The following is a 25,502-nucleotide window of genomic DNA, read 5'->3' on the forward strand; positions in this document are numbered from 1 at the left end:
AGCATCTACACTTATGTGTGGATGCTTGTTACATATGGAGGGGATAAAATTTAGAAATTTAGCTGGGATTGAATGCTCTTTAACCAAAGGATTGTTTCTTTATAAATATTATCAACCTCATCAACAATTCCTCCCATACGTAAATAATCATGCGTTAGCGCGTTTTCCACAGTCAGCTGGACGCAAGTTCCATGAGTCTGAAGTAACTGTGCATAAGCACTACCTTCATCATGTAATGGGTCAAATTTAGCAAGTCTTATGTAGGTAGGTGGCAAGATAGGAATATCTGATATCAATAAGGGAGATATCGTCCAATGGCTCCGTTGATCAGTTTCAACATAGTGCTGATAAAACCACTCTAAAGTTTCGCTTTCGAGCAAATAACCTTTTCCATAATCCCGATGAGATGCTCGTAGTCTGGTTGTATCTGTTACTGGATAAAACAACAATTGGGCTATCGGTTTTACCTCCATCCAATCCGGGTGTTTTACTGAAGTAATGGCTAATGTCGTTGCCAATGTTGCGCCAGCACTATCCCCAGCAACGACTACGTGTGCAGAGTCCAAGTCAAATGCTGCCCCTTGTTTTGATAGCCAGTTTGCTGTATCCAAAGCATCCTCCACTGCAACAGGCCAACGATACTCTGGTGCCAACCGATACTCCGGAGCTAATACGGCGAAATCGCCATACCAGGCTAAACGACGACATATCCCTTCATGGGAATCCAGGCTGCCAACAACATAACCCCCTCCGTGGAAATATAGTATCACTGGCAGCTTCTCACTGACTTTACCCGTTTTTCGATACAGGCGAGCACGGATTGTCTTACCATCCCTTGTCGGTATAAGCACAGCAGTCACTGTTATTGATTTAGGTGGATCAGGATCCAATACCAGTGACGTCTGTTCAAATACTACGCGAGCTTGCTCAACGGATAGTGCATGTAATGGTTTATTTTGCCCACTCATACGACCCAATGTGATCAGCTCAAGAAATGTCTCTAATTCAGGATGCAATGACATAATGTTCAGCTTCCATTGTATAAATCACCAACTCAACTCTACAATAAAACATTTATCCAATCAGATATCGGATGACAGATTGTAGAAAACAATCATGTCTCAAGATGTCATAATGGGTTGCCTCTATATTAGTGCTGGCCATTCTACCAATAAAAGTAGACTCTAACTCATTCACCTTATGCTTAGGTTTTTTACCGGCCCACCAAAAATATGTTTGAGCCGCCGCCATTGGTATCTCTTGCAATTGCCGGGACAGTAGTTTCAATTTCATACCCACTGTAAAAATATGAGCCAGCTCACTAGCATCAACCTCTCCATAGAGAGTATTGCGACCAAGGCGATTTTGTACCTGTATGAGAAATTGCTCTGTTGCTATCTGATCACCTACTACCAGCGAATCCATGTTTTCTGGTAGTAAGTGCTGCCCAGGTATCGCATATACGTGTGTTAAAAATCCCCTCAACTCTTCGAGTTGCTCATTATCTATCACAGTAACATCCGGGCGGGGAACAAAACTGTCAACTAAACCAAGAAACGCAATAGACTCCCCTTCCCTTTCCAACTGATTAGCGATCAGTGTTGCCAATGTTCCGCCCAGAGACCACCCCAGCAAATAATATGGGCCTTTTGGCTGTACGCGTCGTATGTCATTAATGTAATTAAACGCCATAGCCTGTAATGATGTGTCATTCCAGGAAGTATCCAACAGCATGCGGCAACGTATTCCATAAACGGCATAATGACCTTCAAGCTGTTGTGCTAGTGGCTCGTAGTCGAAGACTGTGCCATAACCTGCATGGGGACAGAACAATATCGGTAAACCTGTTTCCCTTTTATTTAGCGGCGTCAATAAATTTACCGGCAAAGAGATCAGGGGAGAATAGCCTGAGAGTTCTGCAATAGTTGGCTTACTCATCATATCCGTAAGCTTTACTTTAAGATCGATATCGGATTGAGAGCGTATTTTACTTAGCACTTTAAGTGCTCGTAATGAATCCCCTCCAAGTGCAAAGAAATTGTCTGTCACACCAATCTGTTGTACACCTAATACATCTTCCCATATACCTGCCAATGTCCGCTCTACCTCATTGCGAGGTGCCACAAAGGTGTGCGATTTGAAATGAATATCGGGAAGCGCGTTGCGATCTACCTTACCGCTAGGGCCTACGGGAAAAGCTGGCATTACCTGAATCATCGCTGGCACCATGTAATTCGGTAATGATGAAGCCAACTGACGGCGCAAGGTGTCCCCCATATCAGGGATCGCTGATACAACATAAGCGACAAGTTGTTTACCTTGTTCACTATCTCTGGCAATGACAACTGCATCCTGCACGGATGGTTGTTGCCGTAACCGGGACTCAATTTCTCCCAACTCAATTCTAAATCCACGTATTTTAACTTGGTGATCCACTCTGCCAATATAATCTACTATCCCATCCCGACGATAACGAACCAGATCACCGGTTCGATACAGCCGCTCACCACAGGAAGAAAATGGATTGGCAATAAAGCGCTCCGCCGTCAATGATGGTTGCCGGTGATAACCACGCGCCAAACCGACACCACCAATATACAATTCGCCAATTACTCCAACAGGTACCGGATTGAGCTGTTGGTCCAGGACGACTATGCTGCGCTTACCTACCTGTCGACCAATAGGTGCGTAGGGGGCTTCACATACACCATTGCTATCCGTCTTCCAGAGCAATGGAGTAACAACTGTTTCTGTAGGGCCATAACCATTGGTCAAATAGCGAGGTTTCAAATGGCGTTTGACCAGTTCGAAATTAGCATCGGCAACAGCATCACCACCAAAACAATAAATATCGACCGCTGGTGGAGCACCGTCCTGTCCCTTTGCAAACTCCGCAAGTTGTTGCAAATAGGCGGGCGGGAAACAGGCAATAGTAATGTGATGATAGTGTAATGCTTGCCAGGTTTCTTCCGGTGTCCACAGGTGGTTATCGCGAACTATCAAACACCCGCCTTTAATAAGCGTCGTTAGGGAGCGTTCTTGAGCGCCATCAAAGGCAAAAGACATAAACAGCAGTTCCCTGGTGTTCGCGTCCATCTCATAAAGTTCCGCAATAGCAGTACAATGCATCGCCAATGCGCCATGAGTGACACTGACTCCTTTAGGTTTTCCCGTGGATCCAGATGTATAAATAATATAGGCAAGATTTTCCGCCATAATTGATGTCGATAGGCAATTGTCTGACTCACTATTCAGCACCACAAGATCTATCATCACCGCTGTGTCAACAGTTAGTGCTGGTAGTTGTTCCAGAACACTCGCCGTGGTTATCAATGTCTTCATACCAGAGTCTTCAATAGACCACTGCAATCGTTCTTGTGGATAGTCGATATCGAGAGGCACATAGGCTGCACCGGTTTTGAGTACAGCGTAAAATGCTACTATCATTTCCACTGAGCGGGGTAGCGCAACACCAATACAGGTTTCACAATCAGCCCCTATAGTAATAAGATGCTGGGCTAATCGATTTGCTTGTTGTTCAAGCTCACCATAAGTTAACTGTACATCACCACAAATGACTGCCACTGCCTCGGCTCGGGTCATAGCTTGTTCTTGAATCAATTCCACTATCAACTTGTCAGCAATCGGTATTAATTTTGATGGAAGCTCTGCTTGTGCCACAAAGTCGGGAATATGCTTTATGGTTGTCCGGAGATTCCCCAATCGGGCATTGGGATTATTGAGCATATCCTTCAGCAGGGTGTCAAAACTTTGTTGAATCATTTCTACCGCTTCACGACCGAAATGGTGGGACATGTACATAAACTCAATTTCAAGGGTATCCCCCAAACGAATAGCTAAATCCATTGCATAGTTGGTCACGTCACGACTTGAAACAGCTTCGAATTCAAGTTGCCCGTTACCCGCATCTTTCAAGCTTTCATCAATCGGATAATTTTCAAAAACGATGATGCTATCGAATAGCGCCTGCCCTGGGCGGCCGGCCCAACGTTGGATATCAGCTAAGGGGGCATGCTCAAAATCGCGTATTGCAAGGTTAAAGTTCTGTAACTGCTGTAACCAGTCAAGTACTGTTTGCTCCTCGCGCAGTGTTTGGATAACCGGTAGGGTATTTATAAACAACCCCAGCACGGTGTTTGCACCATGCAATCCTGTTGGCCGGCCGGCCACTGTTGATCCGAAACAGACAGTTTTCTGACCGGTAAAGCGTTGCAATAGCAACAACCAAACGCCTTGAATCAAGGTATTTGGTGTGATGCGATGACGTTGACTCCATTGGATCAAATCATGCGTTTTATCTTCATCCCAATGCAGGTAAATAGCCTCATGCTTTCCAACAGCGTCTGTTGGCTTGGGATAAAGTGTATTCGCCAGTAATGTAGGCTCCGTCAATGGCGCTACAGTCTCTACCCAAAAGCGTTGCAACTCTTCGCTAGATTGTGCCTGTAACCATTGTATGTAATTACGATAACGGCTTTCCCTGGCAGGCAGAGAGCGCCCAAAATAATTGGCCAGTACTTCAGCGACCAGTAATGAGCCACTCCAGCCATCCATTAGAATGTGATGACGAGTCCATATCAGGTAATAGCGATCACCATCAAGCTTTACCAAGGTAAGTCGCATTAAAGGTGGTGATAATAAATTGAAACTATTGTCGCGATCAGCTATTGCTAAATTCTGCAGCTCTATTTCTGTGACGTGCCGGTCGGACCAGTCTATACGCATAACCGGTAAGCGGGCTTTTTTATAAACTACTTGTAATGGTTCATTCAAATTACTAGCGGTCAAAAAACCGGTTCTCAATATTTCCTGTCGTTGTATTACCTGTTCCCAAGCAGTTACAAACCGATCGCCATCTAAGCCAGTAATAAGGACAATGGTCTGGTTTATGTAAACACCTGCATCATTATCCTGTACGGTATGAAACAACATACCCTGCTGCATCGGTGACAATGGATAAATGTCTTCAATATCAGAAACTGCAACCGGTAATCTGTCCAGCTGCTCTTGTGTCAACGCAATCAATGGGAAGTCCGACGGCGTAACTGCCCCCTGATCATTACTACAACAATGATCTATCAACGATCGAAGCTCCTCTCCATAGGCATCTGCCAACTTCTGTATCGTCTCAACTCGATACATTTCCCCACTGAAATTCCAGCCCAGATTCAACTCACCGTTGTAAACTTGGCCATTAATTGATAGCCAGTTACCCAGTGGTGACTCTTCACTGTGTCCATCGCCACTGAACTCGCCTGATGGAGTGAATAATCCTTTTTCTGTATCGAAGCTATTGTCGAACTGTCCCAGGTAATTAAACGTAATACGTGGAACCGGTAACTCTCTGAGTTGATGCTGTATCAACTCATCACCTAAATAGTGCAGTACACCAAATCCCAGTCCCTTGTTTGGCACAGCACGCAATTGCTCCTTGATGGTCTTGATCGATGTATCCAGGGAAACCGATGGACTCAATTTCACCGGGTACATGGTTGTGAACCAACCCACTGTCCGCGTCAGGTCAATTCCCTCAAACAGATCCTCACGGCCATGACCCTCTAACTGAACCAGCACCGACGGCTGTTGTGTCCATCGTGCAATCACCCGCGCCAATGCCGTTAACAGCAAGTCATTGATCTGTGTGCGATAAGCTCGCGGGGCTTCTTTCAGCAGACGCTCGGTCCACCTTGAATCCAAATGTGTGACGACATGACATTCATATTTTCTCTGTAATCCGCCTGAGAGAATATCCCTCGGTAAGTCTCCTGAAACATTGGTCAGAGCCGTATGCCAATAAACGACCTCATCTTGCAACACATCACTGTGTGCATAATCATACAGACGTTCAGACCATGCCTGTAATGAACTGGTCTTGAGTGGCAGGTAAACCGGTTTACCACCGTACTGCTGCCGATAAGCCGTTTGCAAATCCTCCAGCAATACCCTCCATGACACACCATCCACCACCAGGTGGTGGATCACCAGCAATAAACGCTGCTCACCATCAGGCAATTCTGCCAACACTGCCCTCATGAGCGGGCCTTCTGTCAAACACAAGCTGCGCTGGGCTTTATTGCACAACATCTCCAGTTCATCCTTGTCAGCAACGACTACTTGCCACAACACATCACGCCTAACCTGCTCTGGTGTCATAAACATAGCTTGCCAGCCTGAAGGCTCTATCTCCACAAAACCAAGACGTAAGGCATCGTGATGTAACAGCAGATATTCGAGACTGGCTTGTAAGTAGTTCGCATGCAATGGCTTGATCGGTGTTAATAACACCGATTGATTCCAATGGTGGCGTTCCGGAATGATGTCAGTGAAAAATGACCGCTGGATCGGTGTCAACGGCAAAATACCGGCCACTGGCCCTTGATCCAGATGGACTGTTTTGTCACCTGCCTGCGCCACCATCGATAGTTCAGCCAATGTCTGGTATTGGAAAATATCCTTGGCTGTAAACTGGATACCCTGTTGCCGGGAACGGCTCACCAGTTGAATGGATACAATGGAGTCACCCCCCAGCTCAAAGAAATTGTCATGGCGACCGACCTGTTCCACACCCAGCACGTCTTGCCAGATCCTGGCCAGGTGTTGCTCCATCTCCGATTGTGGTGCTTCGTACTTGTGCCGGAACTCACTGGCATCCAGGGCTGGTAATGCTTTGCGGTTCAGTTTGCCGTTGCTTGTCAGGGGCATTGATGCCAGCAATACATAATGGTAGGGAACCATATATTCTGGCAGTATTGCTTGCAGGTGGTTTTTTAAGATGGCTCGATAGGTCACGATTGCTTCGGTATTGACGTCTTCTGCGACCAACCCTGCATCGGTCGGCACGACATAGGCCACCAACTGCTGGCTATTACTGCCGGGGACATCCTGTACTACCACAGCGGCATTTTTGACACCGGCCTGTGATTGCAGGTGTGATTCAATTTCACCCAGTTCAATCCGGAAACCACGGATCTTTACCTGGTGGTCTATTCGACCAAGGTATTCCAACTGTCCTTTTCCATTCCAACGAGCCAAATCTCCTGTTCGGTAGAGCCGGCTATCAACGCGGGCATCGGGATTTGCAACAAAGCGCTCCGCAGTTGTATTCGCTCGATTCAAATAGCCGCGGGCCAAACCATCACCTGTGACATAGAGCTCACCTGCAACACCAATCGGCGCCAAATTGAGTGTATTGTCCAGTACATAAAGTCCTAAATCTGGCATTGGTATACCAATTGGACTGCATCGCTCTGTTAAATCTTTTCTAGTGATTAACCGGTAAGTCACATGTACAGTCGTCTCGGTAATACCATACATATTGATAATTTGCGGTTGGGTATCCCCCAGTTGTTCCATCCAGGGCCTCAAGCTTTCCGGTTCCAGTGCTTCACCACCTAAAATGACTATTCGCAAACTCAAGGGGTGTTCATACATCGCAGGCATTTGTACCAGTTGATTAAATGCCGATGGGGTTTGGTTTAATACCGTAACTTGCTGTTCACGCAATAGATGCATAAATTCTTCCGGTGAACGGCTGATCCAAAAGGGAACAAGTACTAGTCTTCCGCCTGAACACAGTGAACCAAACAGTTCCCATACAGAAAAATCAAATGCATAGGAATGAAAAAACGTCCAAACATCACTGGCGCTAAAGTCAAACCATTCTTTTGTAGCCTTGAACAAACGCGAAACATTGTGATGACAGATCTGGACCCCTTTGGGCCGACCTGTAGAGCCTGATGTGTAAATCACATATGCCAGATTGCTGTCGCTCAGGTTAACAATCGGATTAACCATCGACTGGGTATCCAGATTGATCTGGTCCAGCTCCACTATCCGTTGTTTATTTATTGCAGCAAACCGTGGGGCAATGGCACTGTTGGTTAGCAATAGTTCAATATCGCTATCCTCAACCATGTAGCTCAGTCGTTCTGGTGGGTATTCCGGGTCCAAGGGCACATAAGCTCCACCTGACTTCAGTATGGCGAGTAACCCCACAATCATTTCCAATGAGCGATCCAACGCAATCCCTACTCTTGATTCCGGTTTTACACCAGAGGCTATCAAATAATGGGCAAGCCTGTTCGCTCTCAAATTCAGGTCGCCATAAGTCAATTCTTCACTGCCACAAGTTAGGGCCACCGCATCAAACTGTTGTGCTGCTTGTTGTTCGAACAGACCGTGGATAAGTTCACCACCTGTATAACCTGTGTGAGGTGCACTCCATTCAAGTAGTTGCAATCGTTCTACTTCACTAACAATATCAACTTCACCTACCATTTTTTCCGGTTGTTCTGCCAGCATCTGCAATAATTTGAGATAATGCTCAGCCATTCTCTCTATAGTCGCATGTTCAAACAATTCCTTTGCATAGACCATGATGGCCTGTATTCCACCATGAGAATCTTCTGCTGTATGTAACGTTAGTTCAAATTGAGCATGTTGTTCTCCCAAGGAATAACTTTCCAGACGTAAACCTGGGAGTTCATGCTGGATTTGATGATCTGTGCGTTGATGATCGAACATCACCTGGAACAGTGGGTTCTGCCCCATATGGCGTTCTGGCTTCAGTACCTCCACAAGCTTTTCAAACGGTAAATCCTGATGATGTTGCGCAGCTAGTGCAGCCGTTTTAACCTGTTGAAGTATCTGCTGTAATGATGCATAACAATCAACTTCTGTACGCAATACCTGGGTATTAACAAAAAAACCAACAAGTCCTTCCGTTTCTGCCCAGTGGCGATTGGCAATAGGTACACCCACCCGGATATCCTTTTGTCCACTATAGCGACTCAACAATAATTGAAAGCCCGCTAACAACACCATGAACACTGTGGCATTCTCGGTACGAACGCGATGTCTAAGGCCCTCTACCAATGAGGGCGGAAATTCAAAACGATAGGAGGCTCCCAGGTATTTACCATCAGCACGGCGTGGAAAATCCGTTGGTAACTGCAACACCGGGTGTTCCATACCCAGTTGATTTTTCCAGTAGGCCAGTTGCTGTGCTTCCTGCCCGCTGTCCCTTAGTCTCTGCCGCTGCCAGATTGCATAGTCCACGTATTGTATAGGTAGCGCAGGTAGTTTTAGGGATGTTCCTTGTGCCTGTGAGCGATATTGAGCAACAAACTCATCTATCAGAACCTGCATCGACCAACCATCAGAAATTATGTGGTGCATCACCACTACTAAGACATGTTGCTCAGCATTTGAGCGAATTAGCCCTATCCTCAACAAAGGGCCTCGCGTCAAATCAAAAGGTGTTGTACGCAAATGCCTGGCTTCGCGTTGAATATAACTATCCCGTTCAGCAAGTGGCTTATCGGTAACATCCAACAATGGAATGTCCAGTGTAAGTGAACCTACGGGTTGAATATGTTGTTCAGCTTGACCATCATTTCCGAGATGAAATACCGTACGAAGGGATTCATGACGTGCTACTAGCACAGCAAAACTATTATGCAATGCCTCTACATTTAATGGGCCATACAATGTTAATGCCTGGGTAATGTGATAAGCCGTACTTTCAGTATCCAGTTGCCATAAAAACCACAAGCGTGCCTGTGCATAAGAGAGCGGGAGTGGACGTTGGCGATCAACATCTGATAAGGCGTGGATAGGGATAACATCTTTTTCACCCTGGCTCTCACTAATAACCACTTCAGCAATTACAGCCAGCACTTGATGTTCAAACAACTGTTGCGGCGTCACATGAATTCCGCGCTTTCGTGCACGTGCAATAACTTTCAAACTGAGGATAGAATCTCCACCAAGGGCAAAAAAATTATCATGCCTACCAATAGGCTCGACACCCAATACATCACCCCAAACCTCTGCCAATATTTTTTCCACTTCGCCTTGGGGAGCATCGAAGGTTTTATCCTTCGGAATATCTTCCGGTTGGGGCAGTGCTTTGCGATCAAGCTTACCGTTGGCAGTAAGCGGTAATGAATCCAGCAACACAATGTGAGACGGCAGCATATGATCCGGCAGCAAAGTCTGCAATTGCCGTTGTATTTCATCAGATGTGATCGCCTTTTTGGTTACACAGTACGCCACGAGCTGTAGATGTGAATCACCACTCACCGACTTGGCCTGAACAACAGCCTCTTGCACTTCGGCAAGTTTTTGCAGTGTGTTGGCAATTTCAGAGAGCTCGACGCGATATCCACGAATTTTAACCTGGTCATCTGCCCGTCCGAGGAATATTAATTGCTCTTTAACATGCCGAGCCCGATCACCTGTACGATAAAGGCGCCCACCATTAGCTCCTGGATCAGGAACAAAGTAAGTGGCAGTAAGTGCTGCCTGGCCAATATAACCATGGGCTACACCTTGCCCACCAATATAGAGTTCGCCTGGTACTTGTACAGGTACCGGATTGAGATAGTGGTCAAAAATTTGAATCGTGCTATTCGCCAGGGGTTGTCCGATCGGGACATTGTTGAAATCTTGTTCCTGCTTTGTTATTTCATAGGTTGATACACCCACTGTCGTTTCGGTTGGCCCATAGTGATTAATGATACGGCAACCTGGACGCAACTGTCTGACTTTATTCACCAATGACCACTGGCATATTTCCCCACCTACAATCAATGCATGTTGCGGTAGTACTTGTTCCGGCTGACTGGCTTGTAATAACCCTTGTAAATGGCTGGGAACAATTTTCAATATCCCGACCTGATGTGTTGCCATATAACAGGCAAAACTGTCTGCATCAAATGCACAATCATATGGTAACAAATGTAGCAATCGTCCTGACGCGAGAGCAGTAAATAACATTGTGTGGCCAAGGTCGGCAGCGATGGTGGATACCATGGCCATATTCGCGTCAGGAGCGAGTTGCAATCGTGCTTGTAATACTTGTACATAATTCGCCAGCGATTGATGGCTGATGGCAACCCCTTTGGGCTGCCCGGTAGAACCTGATGTATAAATAATGTAAGCCACCTGTTGTGGATCAATCGCAGGTGAGGTGAATACACCACTATAGTGACACCATTCATCAGCCACATAGGGAATTGCAGTGCAAACATCAAGCAATTTGGCTTGATGGTCGTCTGGGTGATGTATTAAAAAAGCAGCGCCACTGTCTCGCAGAAAGTACTGTAATCGATCTACAGGTTGCCGGTTATCCAACGGCATATAAGTGCCACCAACTTTCAATACCGCAAGCATACTAATGGCCCATTCAATGGCGCGTTCCTGACATAGTGCCACAATAGTTCCCGGCACAACTCCGGATGCCTGCAGATGTTGTGCCAATTGGTTGGTTTGTCGCTCCAGGTCTGCATAATCCAGAACCTGTTTATCAGAACATAGCGCAGGTTTGCCACTTCCCTGCTGCAACCCATGTTGCCATAACGCCAAATAGTCCATGCACTCATTTCGGACTATTTCCCTGGGAACGGGTTCGGATAGTATTTCAGGATAGTCTGCTATGCGTCTATGGAAATGAAAGGTTAATCTGTGCAACACTTCTCGTAGAGATGTGACAAGGCGCTCTATCGTTGTTGGCTTGAATAAATCCGTAGCATAGGTGAAGGATGCATCAATACCCTGCGCTACATCCGTAAAATCAAAAGCCAAATCGAAATGTGATGATCTTTCGTGAAGCGGAAATTCCTGCACGGTCAAACCGGTAATTGGTGAATATTCCTTATTGTTGCCCAGCATTTCTCTTGTAACATTTTGATTAATTTTAACCTGAAACAGGGGGTTGTAACTCAAATTACGCTCAGGTACCAATGCATCCACGAGTTGCTCAAAAGGAATCTCCTGATGTGATTGGGCACCAGACACTGTTCGCTTGACCTGTTGCAATAGCTCGGAAAAAGTACAGAGCTCATCAACTTGTACTCGCAATACCTGAGTATTGATAAAAAAGCCAACCAACCGCTCCAACTCTTCGCGGTTACGTCCGGCATTAGGTGCTCCAATACAGATATCCGTTTGACCACTATAACGTGACAGGGTCACAGCCAAAGCCATGGTCATCACCATAAAGAGCGTACAGCCGTTGTTTCGAGCCAGCTCTTTCAATGCTGCACTTAATTCTCGTGGTATATCGACTCGAATTGTTGCGCCACCAAAGCCAGGATTTATTGGTCGTTCATAGTCAACAGGTAAGGACAGCAAAGTATGCTCATCACCCAGTTGCGTTTTCCAGTAACGCAATTGTCTTTCACCTTCCCCTGCCTCCAACCAACTGCGCTGCCATATTGCATAATCTGCGTATTGAATAGGCAAGTTTGGTAGAGAAGGTTTTATATTCGATACCAGTGCACTGTAGCACTGCGAAAACTCCTCCATCAGCAATTGTCCTGACCAACCATCAGAAATGATATGGTGCATGCAAACAACCAGTATATGTTCCGCTGTTGCCAGGCGAAATAATTTGACGCGTATTAATGGTCCATTGATAAGGTCGAACGGTCGATTCACCTCATTGTTAACCTGTTCCTCAATTAAGGATTCAGGCGTACGTCCCTGCTCGTTGGCAATATCGACAAGTTCCAGCACTACCGAGTAGCTATCGTCAATAATTTGATAAAACTCACCTTCTATAGAGGAGAATCTGGTTCGTAACACTGCATGCCGTTGTATAAGTAGATCAAATGTTAACCGTAAGGCACTTTCATTTAATTCACCAAGCAAACGCACCGCGACAGGAACATTATAAGAAGTGTTATCAGGGTCTAACTGCCATAGGAAAAGCAACCGTTGCTGCGCGTAGGAAAGTGGAATCTGCTCAACAGCAGATCGACTCTGAACAATGGGTAACCATTCGAATCGTTGCCCGGCTTCACGCATTTTTTCCAAAATCTGACGGCGCTGCTCCACTGGTAATTGAATAAAACGATTGGCAATACGTACTGCTGTTGTGTTTTCAGTTTCCACGCTCAACCCTCTACTAATTCATCCATCATTTTTTCTATATCTGACATAGTGTCATCGGCTAATTGAGAAGCACATGTCTCCAACTGTTCAGCAAAATCGCTGAAAACAGCGCTCTCGAAAATAGTGCGCAATGATATATGCCTGCTTATGCGAGTCTTTATCATAGATACCAAGCGAACGGCTGATATCGAGCTACCGCCAAGTTCAAAGAAGTTATCGTTGAGCCCTACCCGCTCAACACCCAACACCTCTTGCCAAATACTGGCCAGCTGTTGCTCCAGTGCCGTTCGCGGTGCTTCATAGGCCCGTTGAAATGCCTGGCTATCCACACGCGGTAACCCTTTGCGATCCAGTTTGCCATTCGGTGTCAGCGGCAGCGTTTCCAATAACAGGTATTGGTTGGGCACCATGTAATCCGGCAAAGTATTTTGCAGATGCGCTTTCACCTCGGCGCAAAAATGGTTGCGGGCGTCCTGCTCCACGTCGGTATCACCGGCAACCAGTGCTGTATTGGTTGGCACCAGGTAGGCCACCAGTTGCTGGCTGCCTGTTCCTGCCTGTGCAAGGACAACAGCGTCTTTGATCGTCACCTGGGATTGCAGCCTTGCTTCAATTTCCCCGAGTTCAATGCGGAAACCGCGGATCTTCACCTGGTGATCGATCCGGCCGGCGTATTCGATGTTTCCGTCTGGACGGAATCGGGCCAGGTCTCCGGTTCGGTACAGGCGACCGCCGCCGGTCTCATCAAATGGATCGGGGATAAAGCGTTCGGCAGTGAGGCCGGGGCGGTCGTGATAACCTCGCGCCAGGCCAATACCACCCAGATATAATTCACCGTTGGTAATAATTGGCACGCAATGTAAATCGGCGTTCAATATAAAGATTTTTAGGTTGGCAATAGGTCGACCAATGGGAACATTGGTTCCGCCAGCATCAATGCAAGTCCAATGGCTCACATCAATAGCGGCTTCTGTGGGGCCATACAAATTATGTAATTTTGCGAAAGGGAATAAGTGCCCTGCTTGATCTCGCAGATCGGGGGATAAAGCTTCGCCGCTACAGATGATATGTCTTAGCGTATTACACCTTCCTGCTGCATCGTGCTGCATAAACGCTTGCAACATGGAAGGAACAAAATGCAGTGTCGTAATAGCAGTTTGTTGGATTAAGGTCATTAAACGCTCAGGATCCCGATGGTCACCGGGTGAGGACACAACCAATCGCGCCCCGTTCAGTAATGGCCAGAAAAATTCCCAAACCGATACATCAAAACTGAATGGTGTTTTTTGCAAGATACTATCGTTGGGTGTTAATCCATAGGCATCCTGCATCCAGGCCAAACGGTTATGTAATGCCTTATGTGTATTGCCTGCTCCTTTGGGATTGCCCGTGGAGCCGGACGTGTATATCACATACGCCAGGTTGTCAGGGCGAGTGATAACAGGCAGGTTCGCGCATGACGCAGGGTGCCAGCTGAGCAAATCCGAGTCATTTGGCTCATCCAGGCACAATACCTTCACTTCGTTGGAGACCGGCAGTAACACCGGCAATTTACGCTGGGTAAGCAGCAATGAAATGCCGCTGTCCGCCATCATGTAACGAAGGCGACTCTCGGGATACTCCGGGTCAAACGGTACATAGGCACCGCCTGCCTTTAGGATTCCCAACAAACTGATAACCATTTCGACGGAGCGCTCTAGCGCAATACCCACTAATGTATCCGGGCCAACCCCCATTCCCCTCAAGGTATGGGCCAACTGATTAGAGCGTGCATTCAACGCTGCATATGTCAGTGTTTGCGCCGCTGAATTGCGTTTATCGGTTTCATTACCCGGGAAGATTATTGCAGTCGCATCTGGTGTCTGTTCAACTTGTGCTTCAAATAGGGCCTGGATACAGGTCGCTTTTCCATAATCAACGCTAGTGTTATTCCACTCGCGTGCCATGCGATGGCTCTCAACAGTACTCAGTAAAGGTAAATTCCCGACAGCCTGATCGGAACCTTGCATAAAGGTACGCAGCAAACCGATCAATTGTTGATTCAGTTGCTGAATCAACACATGCTGAAATTGGTGCTGGTCATAGTGATAATGCAGGCTTAACTGGTTCGACAACCCGACTACTAAGGTTAATCCATAGTTGGTCTGTTCGTGGCTATGGATATCACCAAACGAGAGGTTTGAGGGAGAACCTTTTTTCAGGGTATCTGCAATGGGATAGTTCTCAAAAACGATGATGGTATCGAACAGTGCATTACCACCTTGCCCTGCCCAACGCTGGATGTCATACAGCGGTGTATATTCATATTCCCGCAGTGCCAGGTTCTGTAACTGCACCTGGCGAATCCAGTCGCTTACCTTGTCTGTTGGTTGGATGTGGCCAATCACGGGAAGGGTGTTAATGAATAAACCTATTTGCTGTTCAATACCCACTACATCTGCTGGACGTCCCGCGACCGTGACACCAAAAGTGACAGTGTCCTGACCGGTGTAATGCCGTAGTAACAACAGCCATGCCGCTTGTAATACCGTATTAACCGTAACCTGGTTGTTCCTGGCAAAGTCACTTAAACGCTGTGTCTCATCGATTGTTAAAACTTCACAATAATCACTCCTGAGCGTATTAGGGTTTGTATCAGTTTCACTGGATAAGCGACTCACAGCATTAGCCAGTAAGGTCGGTTCTTCCAATATCCTCAACTGCTCTTGCCAAAATTTTTCGGCAACCTTGCCATCGCGCTTTTGCAGCCAGGCCAGATAATTTTTGTAATGCCCCGGATTGCTAGCGGGTGTTTTACCCTGGTACCTCTGCAATACTTCACCAAACAGCTGTGAGGTGCTCCAACCATCCATCAATATATGGTGGTTGGTGTATATCAAGTGGTAGCGATCATCCGATTTCCTGACCAAATCCACTTGCATTAGCGGGACTCGATTAAGATCAAATCCAGCGCGAAGGCGCTGTCCCAATTGGTTCAATCCATCCTCATCTATCCCGGGGTAATCGTATACTTGTCCCCTCCAATCATGCACTTGACAGGGTAGTGTTACCTTTCTACGTACCACTTGTAGCGGCTGTTCAACCCCTTCCCACACAAACCCCGCCCGCAACACCGCATGCCGATCCAGCACCGCCTGCCAGGCACAACAAAACCGCTCTACATCCAATCCCTCAATATCCACCCGCATCTGGTTGATATAGTGCCCAGCACCAGGATCACTCAAACTGTGGAACAACATCCCCTGCTGCATCGGCGACAGGGGATAAATATCGTCAATCTCCACCGCCGGAACCGGCAGTGCATCCAACTGCCCCTGCGTTAACCTGACCAACGGGAAATCCGATGGCGTGACCGATGGATGTTCCTCCCGGCAACAGTGTTCTATAACCCGACGCAACTCGTGCGCGTACTCGTCTGCCAATCCCTGAATGGTTTCAGGACGATACATCTCTCCGCTGAAACTCCAATCCAGGCTGAGTTCACCGTTGTATACCTGACCATTGATCGATAACCAATTACCCAAAGGCGCTTCCGGACTTTGCTCCGGACCACTGTTTTCTCCTGACGGACTGAACAGCGCTCCTTCCGTGTCGAAACTGCCATCAAATTGCCCCAGGTAATTAAAGGTGATACGCGGTACCGGCAACGCCCTGAGTTGACGCTGTACCCGTTCATCACCTAAATAGTGCAGTACACCAAATCCCAGTCCCTTGTTTGGCACAGCACGCAATTGCTCCTTGATGGTCTTGATCGATGTATCCAGGGAAACCGATGGACTCAATTTCACCGGGTACATGGTCGTGAACCAACCCACTGTCCGCGTCAGGTCAATTCCCTCAAACAGATCCTCACGACCATGACCCTCTAACTGAACCAGCACCGACGGCTGTTGTGTCCATCGTGCTATCACCCGCGCCAATGCCGTTAACAGCAAGTCATTGATCTGTGTGCGATAGGCACTCGGGGCGTCTTTCAGCAATTGTGCAGTTAACACCTTATTGAGGCGCGTCGTGGCATGTTGTGCATGCTTGTTCTGCAACCCGGCATTCGGATTATCACGCGGCAAGTCTCCGTCGGTATCCGCCCATTCGGTTTGCCAATAGGACAATTCCTGTTGCAGCGCCTGACCCTGTGCATAGTGCTGTAAGCGCTCGGACCATTCCTGTAGCGAACTACTCTTGGGTGGCAAGGTAATCGGTTGCCCTGCCCGCTGTTGGCGATAGGCTGTTTGTAAATCGTCCAGCAGGATGCGCCAGGACACACCGTCCACCACCAGGTGATGGATGGCCAGCAACAAACGCTGTTGTTGACCTGGCAGTTCCACGAGTACAGCGCGCAGTAATGTCCCTTGCTCAAGGTTGAGGCTGCGCTGCGCATCACTGCACAGTGACTCCAGTTCATTGACATCGCTTACTGTTGCCTGCCACAGCACATTGTTATTGACTTCATGCGGTGACAGGAAAGCGCCTTTCCATCCGGCTCCTGTTCTGGCCGCGGTTATAAATTGCAGGCGTAACGCATCATGGTGAATCAACAGCTGTGCGAGGGCCGCTTGCAACACATCCGCTTGTAATGGCTCGGCGGGTGTTAACAGCACTGACTGGTTCCAGTGGTGACGCTCTGGTATGGCCGATTCAAAGAACCATTGCTGAATAGGCATAAGTGGCAGGTGACCTGTTACCGGGCGTTGATCAACCTGAACACTCCCGTCGCCAACCTGGGCTACCCTGGCCAGGCCCCCGAGACTCTGGTGCTGGAACACATCCTTCGGGACAAACCGGATGCCCTGCTGGCGAGCCCGGCTGACCAGCTGGATTGCGACGATAGAATCGCCACCCAGCTCAAAGAAGTTATCGTTGAGCCCTACCCGCTCAACACCCAACACCGCTTGCCAGATACCGGCCAGTTGCTGCTCCAGTGCCGTTCGCGGTGCTTCATAGGCCCGTTGAAATGCCTGGCTATCTACACGCGGTAACCCTTTGCGATCCAGTTTGCCATTCGGTGTCAGCGGCAGCGCTTCCAATAACAGGTATTGGTTGGGCACCATGTAATCCGGCAAAGTATTTTGCAGATGCGCTTTCACCTCGGCGCAAAAATGGTTGCGGGCGTCCCGCTCCACGTCGGTATCACCGGCAACCAGTGCTGTATTGGTTGGCACCAGGTAGGCCACCAGTTGCTGCTGGCTGCCTGTTCCTGCCTGTGCAAGGACAACAGCGTCTTTGATCGTCACCTGGGATTGCAGCCTTGCTTCAATCTCCCCGAGTTCTATGCGGAAACCGCGGATCTTCACCTGGTGATCGATCCGGCCGGCGTATTCGATGTTTCCGTCTGGACGGAATCGGGCCAGGTCTCCGGTTCGGTACAGGCGACCGCCGCCGGTCTCATCAAATGGATCGGGGATAAAGCGTTCGGCGGTGAGGCCGGGGCGACCGTGATAGCCTCGTGCCAATAGTTCCCCACCAATAACCAGCTCCGCAACTGCACCTATCGGCACCAGATTAAGGCTGTTATTAACGATATAAACCAAACGGCCTTGCAGGGGCTCTCCGATAGGGACTGTGGTGAGTTCAGGTTTATCCGAATTGAAATAACGATTGCAGCAAAAACTCGAAGTAGTGACTGTGGCTTCAGTCGGTCCGTAAAAATTCCACAACGTTACCTGTTTAGATACACCCAGCTGTTGCCATATTGCCAACGCACTTGGCGGCATGCTTTCTCCACCCACCAACATTTGACGTAAGTACCCGAAGTCCGTTATACCCTTTGCTGCGTAATCTGTGATCATCTGATGCCACAATGCAGGAGTCAGATTCACAATGCTGATATCCTGTTGGAGGATATTTTTATAAAGCGTGTCGTGATCCCATAGTTCCTCACCGCGCAGCACAACGGCAGCACCACAGCACAGCGCAGGGAAGAGTTGTTCACCAAAGGTATCGAAGTTGAGTGTGGCGTATTGCAGAACACGATCCCTGGCATTCAATTCCAAACGGTTGGAAAAAACTTCGACATGACAAGCCAGTGATCCTTGGTCAATACCAACGCCCTTAGGTAATCCAGTGGTACCGGAAGTAAAGATCAAATAAGCAAGATTGTTGGGATGCGGCTGGGAAGAAATATTATCAGCACTATAGCCTGTGTAATCATCCTTAATATAAACACGCTGTATACCACGTGGTATGGGTAAATGGTCATCCAGCAACGATTGGGTTAACAGCAGGGTTAGACAGCTGTTTTCCACCATGTAAGCTAAACGCTCTTCCGGGTAGGCAGGATCAAGTGGGACATAGGCACCACCCGCTTTCATAATTGCCAATACTCCCACAACCATTTCAACAGAGCGCTCGACAGCTATGCCAACCAATATATCCGGACCAACCCCCATTTCTTTCAGTTTATGAGCCAGTCGATTGGATCGTGTATTAAGCTCCGCATAAGTCAGCGTTTGTAGACGCTCTTCTTTTCCCTTATATTCAGGGAATATCAAGGCTACAGCATCAGGATCCTTATCAACCTGTTTTTCAAATAGCCTGTGGGTTAAAGCTCTTTTCCTAATATCTGCCGCTGTATGATTCCATGCTTTGATAATATGCTGCGCCTCACACTCATCAAGCAGAGGTAAATCAGCCAAGCGTTGTTCAGTATCATCCAGCATTCCTTCGAGCAATCGTTGCCAGTGAGTAGCTAAACATTTTATTGTCTCTGCTTCAAATAAATCGGAAGCATAGTTAAACGATGCTGCTAGCTCATTCGCCTCTAATGAGATATCCAAGGCGAGATCAAATTGCGCAGTCCCCTGATCCCAGGTTAATTTTTCTATCCGTAGGTCATTCAATTGCTCATACTGTTGATCAATATGGCTATCCTGGTCCTCCTGATAGTTAAACACCACCTGAAATAATGGCGTATGATCCAGGGTTCGCTCAGGCTGTAAGGCATCGACTAATTGCTCAAACGGCAAATCCTGATGTGCCTGGGCATCGAGGACTTTTTGTTTCACTTGTTGTAAAAGGCTGCTCACCTTGGTATCAAAGGTAATTTCCGCTCGCAGGATTTGCGTGTTAACAAAGAACCCGATCAACCGTTCTGTTTCCAGTCGGGTGCGATTGGCCACTGGAACACCAACCCGGATATCGTCCTGATTAGTGTAACGGTGTAATAAAGCCTGGAATGATGCCAATAAAAACATAAAAGGTGTGACATTGGCTGCTCGTGCCTGTTGCTCAATTGCCTTAACCACAGACTTGGGTAATATTTTCGTCCAGCGAGCCCCCTTGTGACTCGGCTGTTGTGGACGAGGATGATCAGTGGGAAGCTCCAATACTGAATAATCCCCCTCCAACGCCTTCTTCCAATAGGATAATTGACGTTCTGCCTCACCGGCCTCCATCACTTGCCGTTGCCAAATTGCATAATCAGCGTATTGAATAGGCAAAGGAGAAAAGTCAGGAGATTGTCCCTGGCAATAGGCGCAGTATGCAGCCACCAACTCTTCCACCATTACCTGCATTGACCAGGCATCAGAACTGATATGGTGTTGTACTAAAAATAAAATGCTTTCACCGGAAGACAAACCAATCAACCACGCCCGCAATAACGGCCCTGTCATTAAATCAAAGGGTTGTCTGGCATAAATACTCAATACCCGCTGCAATGCCATTTCTTCCGTTTCATCATTGCATGTTGTCAGGTTCTCTAAAGTCAAAGACAGTGGCAATTCCTTTGCAATGACTTGATGTACCCCCGTTTCCCCCTCGACGAAATAAGTGCGAAGGGTTTCATGGCGATCAATCAGTAAATCAAAGCTCTTTTTAAGTGCCTCCAGGTTCAGGGTTCCTGTTAGCTTTAAAGCAACACTCATATGATAGGCAGCACTCTCCGGCGCTAACTGCCATAACACCCACTGGCGCTGCTGGGCATAGGAGAGTGGTAAAGCATCTCCCCGGAAAACTGGCTTTATAGGGGTAATGGCAGTCACAGCCTCACACGCGACCCGTTTTGCAAGTGAGCGTAAATCATTAGTTTCAAACAGGGCTCGCAAAGGCAATTCAGTTGACAGGGTTTGACGGATTCGGGATACCATTTGAGCAGCAAGCAGAGAATGTCCTCCCAATGCAAAGAAATTATCGTTGAGCCCTACACGTTTAACACCCAACACATTCTGCCAGATTTCTGCCAACTGCAATTCCATCTCTGTCCGAGGCGCTTCATACTCACGGTAGAAGGTATCGCCCTCTATTAAAGGCAATGCCTTGCGATCCAGCTTGCCATTCGGTGTCAGTGGCATCGCATTCAGCAACACATACTGATTCGGCACCATATAGTCAGGCAACACCTGCTGCAAATGAGCCTTTATACTGTCTTTAAATACATCCTGATGTTCAATGTCTGCATCCTCTGCTACCAGATCACTATTAACTGGCACTACATAAGCGACTAGTTGCTGGCCGCCATCCCCAATAACGTCCTGAGCAATTACCACAGCCTCGCTAACAGAGGTTATGGTTAGTAGCTGCGCTTCAATTTCACCCAATTCAATTCGAAAGCCACGTATCTTTACCTGATAGTCAATACGGCCTTCATACTCAATATTACCGTCTGGACGGTATCGGGCTACATCACCTGTGCGATACAAACGCCCGCCGTTATTGTCATAGGGATTTGGCACAAAACGTTCTGCTGTTAACGCTGGACGTCCATGGTAACCACGGGCCAGCCCAATACCTCCTAAATACAATTCTCCGCTTACCCGCACCGGGACAGTATTGAGTTGAGCGTCTTGAATATAGGTTTGCAGGTTGGCGATGGGACGACCAATAGGTACACGGGAATTGCCATCATTGGTACAGGTCCAATGTGTCACATCAATAGCAGCCTCTGTCGGACCATAGAGGTTGTATAACATTACGGACGGCAGAGTATGGAATACCTGATGCTGCGATTCAGCCGATAAGGCCTCGCCACTACAGATAATGCGTCGAAGACTCCGACAATGGGGCACCAGACCACAACCTATGAAGGCTTGCAGCATGGATGGCACAAAATGCACTGTCGTAATACCAGTATTATTGATGATCTTGACTAAACGCTCTGGCTCGCGATGAATACCCGGTGCAGCCACCACCAGGCGAGCACCATGAAGTAAAGGCCAGAAAAACTCCCATACAGATACATCGAAGCTAAAGGGTGTTTTTTGCAGAACACGGTCAGCAGATGTTAATGCATAGACCTCTTGCATCCAGGCGAGCCGGTTATGCAATGCAAGGTGTGTATTACCAACTCCTTTAGGTTTTCCTGTAGAGCCCGACGTGTAAATCACATACGCCAGGTTTTGCGGTACCGTGATAGGTGGCAGGTTATCATTCAAGCCGACCCGATAGTTGGCATCCCTCAATTCGCTTATATAATTATCCAGACACAGCACATTTATGCTATCAGGAATTGGCAGAATATCCCTTAATGCGGTCTGCGTCAGCAGCAAACTGATTCCACTGTCTGCCATCATATAAGCCAGGCGCTCTTTTGGATATTCAGGATCCAAGGGTACATATGCACCACCGGCTTTCAGAATACCCAGTAGGCCGATGACCATTTCAACAGAACGCTCTACTGCAATTCCTATCAGAACATCCGGCCCCACTCTCATCTTTCTGAGAATATGCGCCAATTGGTTTGCCTGTGAGTTGAGTTCAGCATAAGTCAGTGTTTGTGCGCCTACCTTTTCTGCAGCATTGGCATCGTCACCGGTGAAGAGCAAAGCTATTCTGTCTGGTGTTTTCTCAACTTGCGCCTCAAACAAACGATGGATACATACACTCTCTCCATAATCTACTTCCGTTGTATTCCACTCACACAGAATGCAAGCATGTTCCTCTTCACTGAGCATTGGTATGGCTTCCACACACTGCTCTGGGGTACTGGCTATTGCTTCCAATATGCACTGCAAATGACCGGCCATACGTTGGATTGTTGTCACGTCGAACAGTTCAGGGTTATAGGTAATAGCCGAACCGATTACCTCTCCTTGTTCCCACGTATCAAGTTTTATATCGAATTCCGTGGTCTGTTTATCCCAGGCATACGAACTCATTCGCAGTCCTGTGGATGTTGACAGTTTGTCAATGTCAGTCAGTAATGCCTGGTGGTTAAACATCACTTGGAATAGAGGATTATGTACAAGGCTACGTTCCGGTTGCAGTGCATCTACCAATTTTTCAAAGGGTAGATCCTGGTTGGATTGAGCATCAAGAACTATGACACGCACTGTTTGCAATACATCAGAAAAAGTATTCCTATCATCAATAGTTGCACGCATCACCTGAGTATTAATAAAGCAGCCAATTAAATTTTCTATTTCTGATCGATGACGATTAGCGACGGGAATACCAATTCGAATATCTTGTTCACCGGTATAACGGTAAAGTAATACTTTAAATGCGGCCAGCAACACCATAAACAAACTTGCATTATATTGTTTTGCCAATGAGCGAAGCCCATTGATCAAATTTCCATCAAGCCTCCATTCATGGCGAGCACCCAAAAAATGATTTTTTATCGGTTTGGAGTTATTTACGGGTAGTTGCAATACGGCCTGATTACCATCCAACTGGTATCGCCAATAGTTCAACTGCCTCTCCAACTCGCCAGACTCCAACCAGCTACGTTGCCATAAGGCATAATCTGCATATTGAATGGATAAAGGAGCGACATCAGCAACCGTATTGGTGATATAAGCCTCGTAAAAGCGCATCAACTCATCAGTTAATACATTGATTGACCAGCCATCAGCCACAATATGGTGTAATGTAATCATTAACACATGATGTTGCTCAGAGAGAACAAACAACTTAACCCTAAGCAATGGACCATTTGCCACATCAAAAGGTACTAAAGATTCCTGCTTAATGCGTTCCTGTACTTCCTCCTGCTTTACACCGGATGGCAGGGACACAAGATTCTCGATACTAATATCAATTGGTGCAATGCTATGGATCAGTTGATAGGGCTGGCCATGTTCATCCAAGGGGAAACATGTCCTCAAGCTCTCATGACGAGCGATGACACTATTTAATGCCCAAGTAAGCGCCCCAACATCCAAAGGGCCATTGAGTTCGGTCGTTGCAGGCAGATTATAAGCAGCACTGTCCGGATCCAGTTGCCATAAAAACCACATGCGCTGCTGTGCATATGACAATTGCGTGCGACCTGCCTCACCGACACTCGATACTATCGGGAAGGTAGAAAAGTCTACGCCTTCTTTTGCTAATGCCTTCAGGAAAATGCTGCGCTTTTCTGGCGCAAGCCGAATAAAACGTAAGGCAAGAGCCTGGGCCTGACTGTCGCTCATAGTTACTCCAGATCATATTTCTTAATACCCTAAGAAAACGAATGGAGTAACAGCGAATTTAAGGGGAGAATTGTATTTTTACCAAAGCGAAACTATTGCTTGCTAATGCAATAGTCGCTTCATAAAAGCAGGTGCACTGCGCATTGATGTAGAAGATTGGCTGGAAAAATGACTTAAAAAGAAAGCATAAAAATATTTATGTACTGCCCTGTCAATAGAGGCATATGATAGCCATATAAAAACAAAGAGAATCCATACTCATGGCATAGTGGCATTAAAGGCTTCTGCCATTGCCACCACCACCTTCCTGTTGCCACTAAAAGGCTCTCTGGCATGTGATGCCAACATATTGTCCAACATCAGGATATCCCCTGACTGCCACGGAAACATAACCTTGGATTGGTCCAGGACTCCCCTAACCTCTTCAAGCAGTGAATCCTCTATAGGAGAGCCGTCACCATAATAAACATTACGTGGAAGGTCTTGTTCCTCCACAATATCGAGTAATGCTTCGCGCACTTCTGCTTGCAGGTTGGAAACATGGAATAAATGCGCCTGGTTAAACCAAACCCATTCCTTTGTGTGTGGATGCTGTGCCACAGCCTGGCAACGCTGCCATGTGCGCAGCTCGCCATCCTCTTTCCATGCAAACTCAATGGCATTTTCACGGCAATAGCGTTCCACAACCTGACGATCCTGGGTGTTAAAAACGTTTTGCCATGCCACATCCAGTCCGCCACCGTAATTGCGCACATACATTAAGCCATGGCGGGATAAGCGCTCGCGAATGGATGAACTGATAGAACGGTACACCAAGCGGTTATCGGCAATCGGGGTTTCTCCGCCGTTTGGTGCACTGGTAACACAGTAAAACCATATTTTCATTGGCCAGGAGAGCGTATAAGCCTGTTCACTGTGTAAAGGGATAGACTGGTGGGCAGGATATTCGGTGGAGGTATAAACCCCCTTCGCCACATTGCTACGCGGTGTGGAGCCAAACTCATAAGACAATAAGGGATGGCCAAAGCTCTCGGCAAATGTGTGAAATCCATTAATGTTACCCACATCAAAGCCACGCATCAGCAACCCACCACACAGGGGAAGGTGCTGTTCGGCCAGCATTGAAATTTCCATGGTTGCATCGGCAAGAGACATGCCCGCCTCTGGTGCTGATATCAACATGGGCAGGTTTCCACTTTTTGGCAATAGCGGAGAGCCCGAGAGTGCGACAACGGC

Annotated in this window: 4 protein-coding genes; all 4 read right to left on the reverse strand. The window is 47.4% G+C overall.

Annotation, left to right across the window (positions count from 1 at the left end):
• Positions 1-50 precede the first annotated feature (50 nt).
• A complete protein-coding gene (locus tag CJA_RS09115; protein ID WP_012487486.1) occupies positions 51-1,022 on the reverse strand; it encodes an alpha/beta hydrolase in 972 nt (323 codons plus the stop codon).
• A 52-nt stretch (positions 1,023-1,074) separates the two neighbouring features.
• On the reverse strand, positions 1,075-12,918 hold the full coding sequence (locus tag CJA_RS09120) for a non-ribosomal peptide synthetase (protein ID WP_012487487.1): 11,844 nt from the start codon (positions 12,916-12,918) through the stop codon (positions 1,075-1,077).
• Positions 12,919-12,920: 2 nt separating this feature from the next.
• Positions 12,921-24,266 (reverse strand): non-ribosomal peptide synthetase, encoded by an 11,346-nt coding sequence (locus CJA_RS09125; protein WP_012487488.1) that lies wholly within the window; start codon positions 24,264-24,266, stop codon positions 12,921-12,923.
• A gap of 258 nt (positions 24,267-24,524) precedes the next feature.
• On the reverse strand, positions 24,525-25,448 hold the full coding sequence (locus CJA_RS09130) for a TauD/TfdA family dioxygenase (protein ID WP_238526852.1): 924 nt from the start codon (positions 25,446-25,448) through the stop codon (positions 24,525-24,527).
• Positions 25,449-25,502: the final 54 nt, after the last annotated feature.

The sequence above is a fragment of the Cellvibrio japonicus Ueda107 genome (assembly GCF_000019225.1).
Taxonomy (GTDB): domain Bacteria; phylum Pseudomonadota; class Gammaproteobacteria; order Pseudomonadales; family Cellvibrionaceae; genus Cellvibrio; species Cellvibrio japonicus.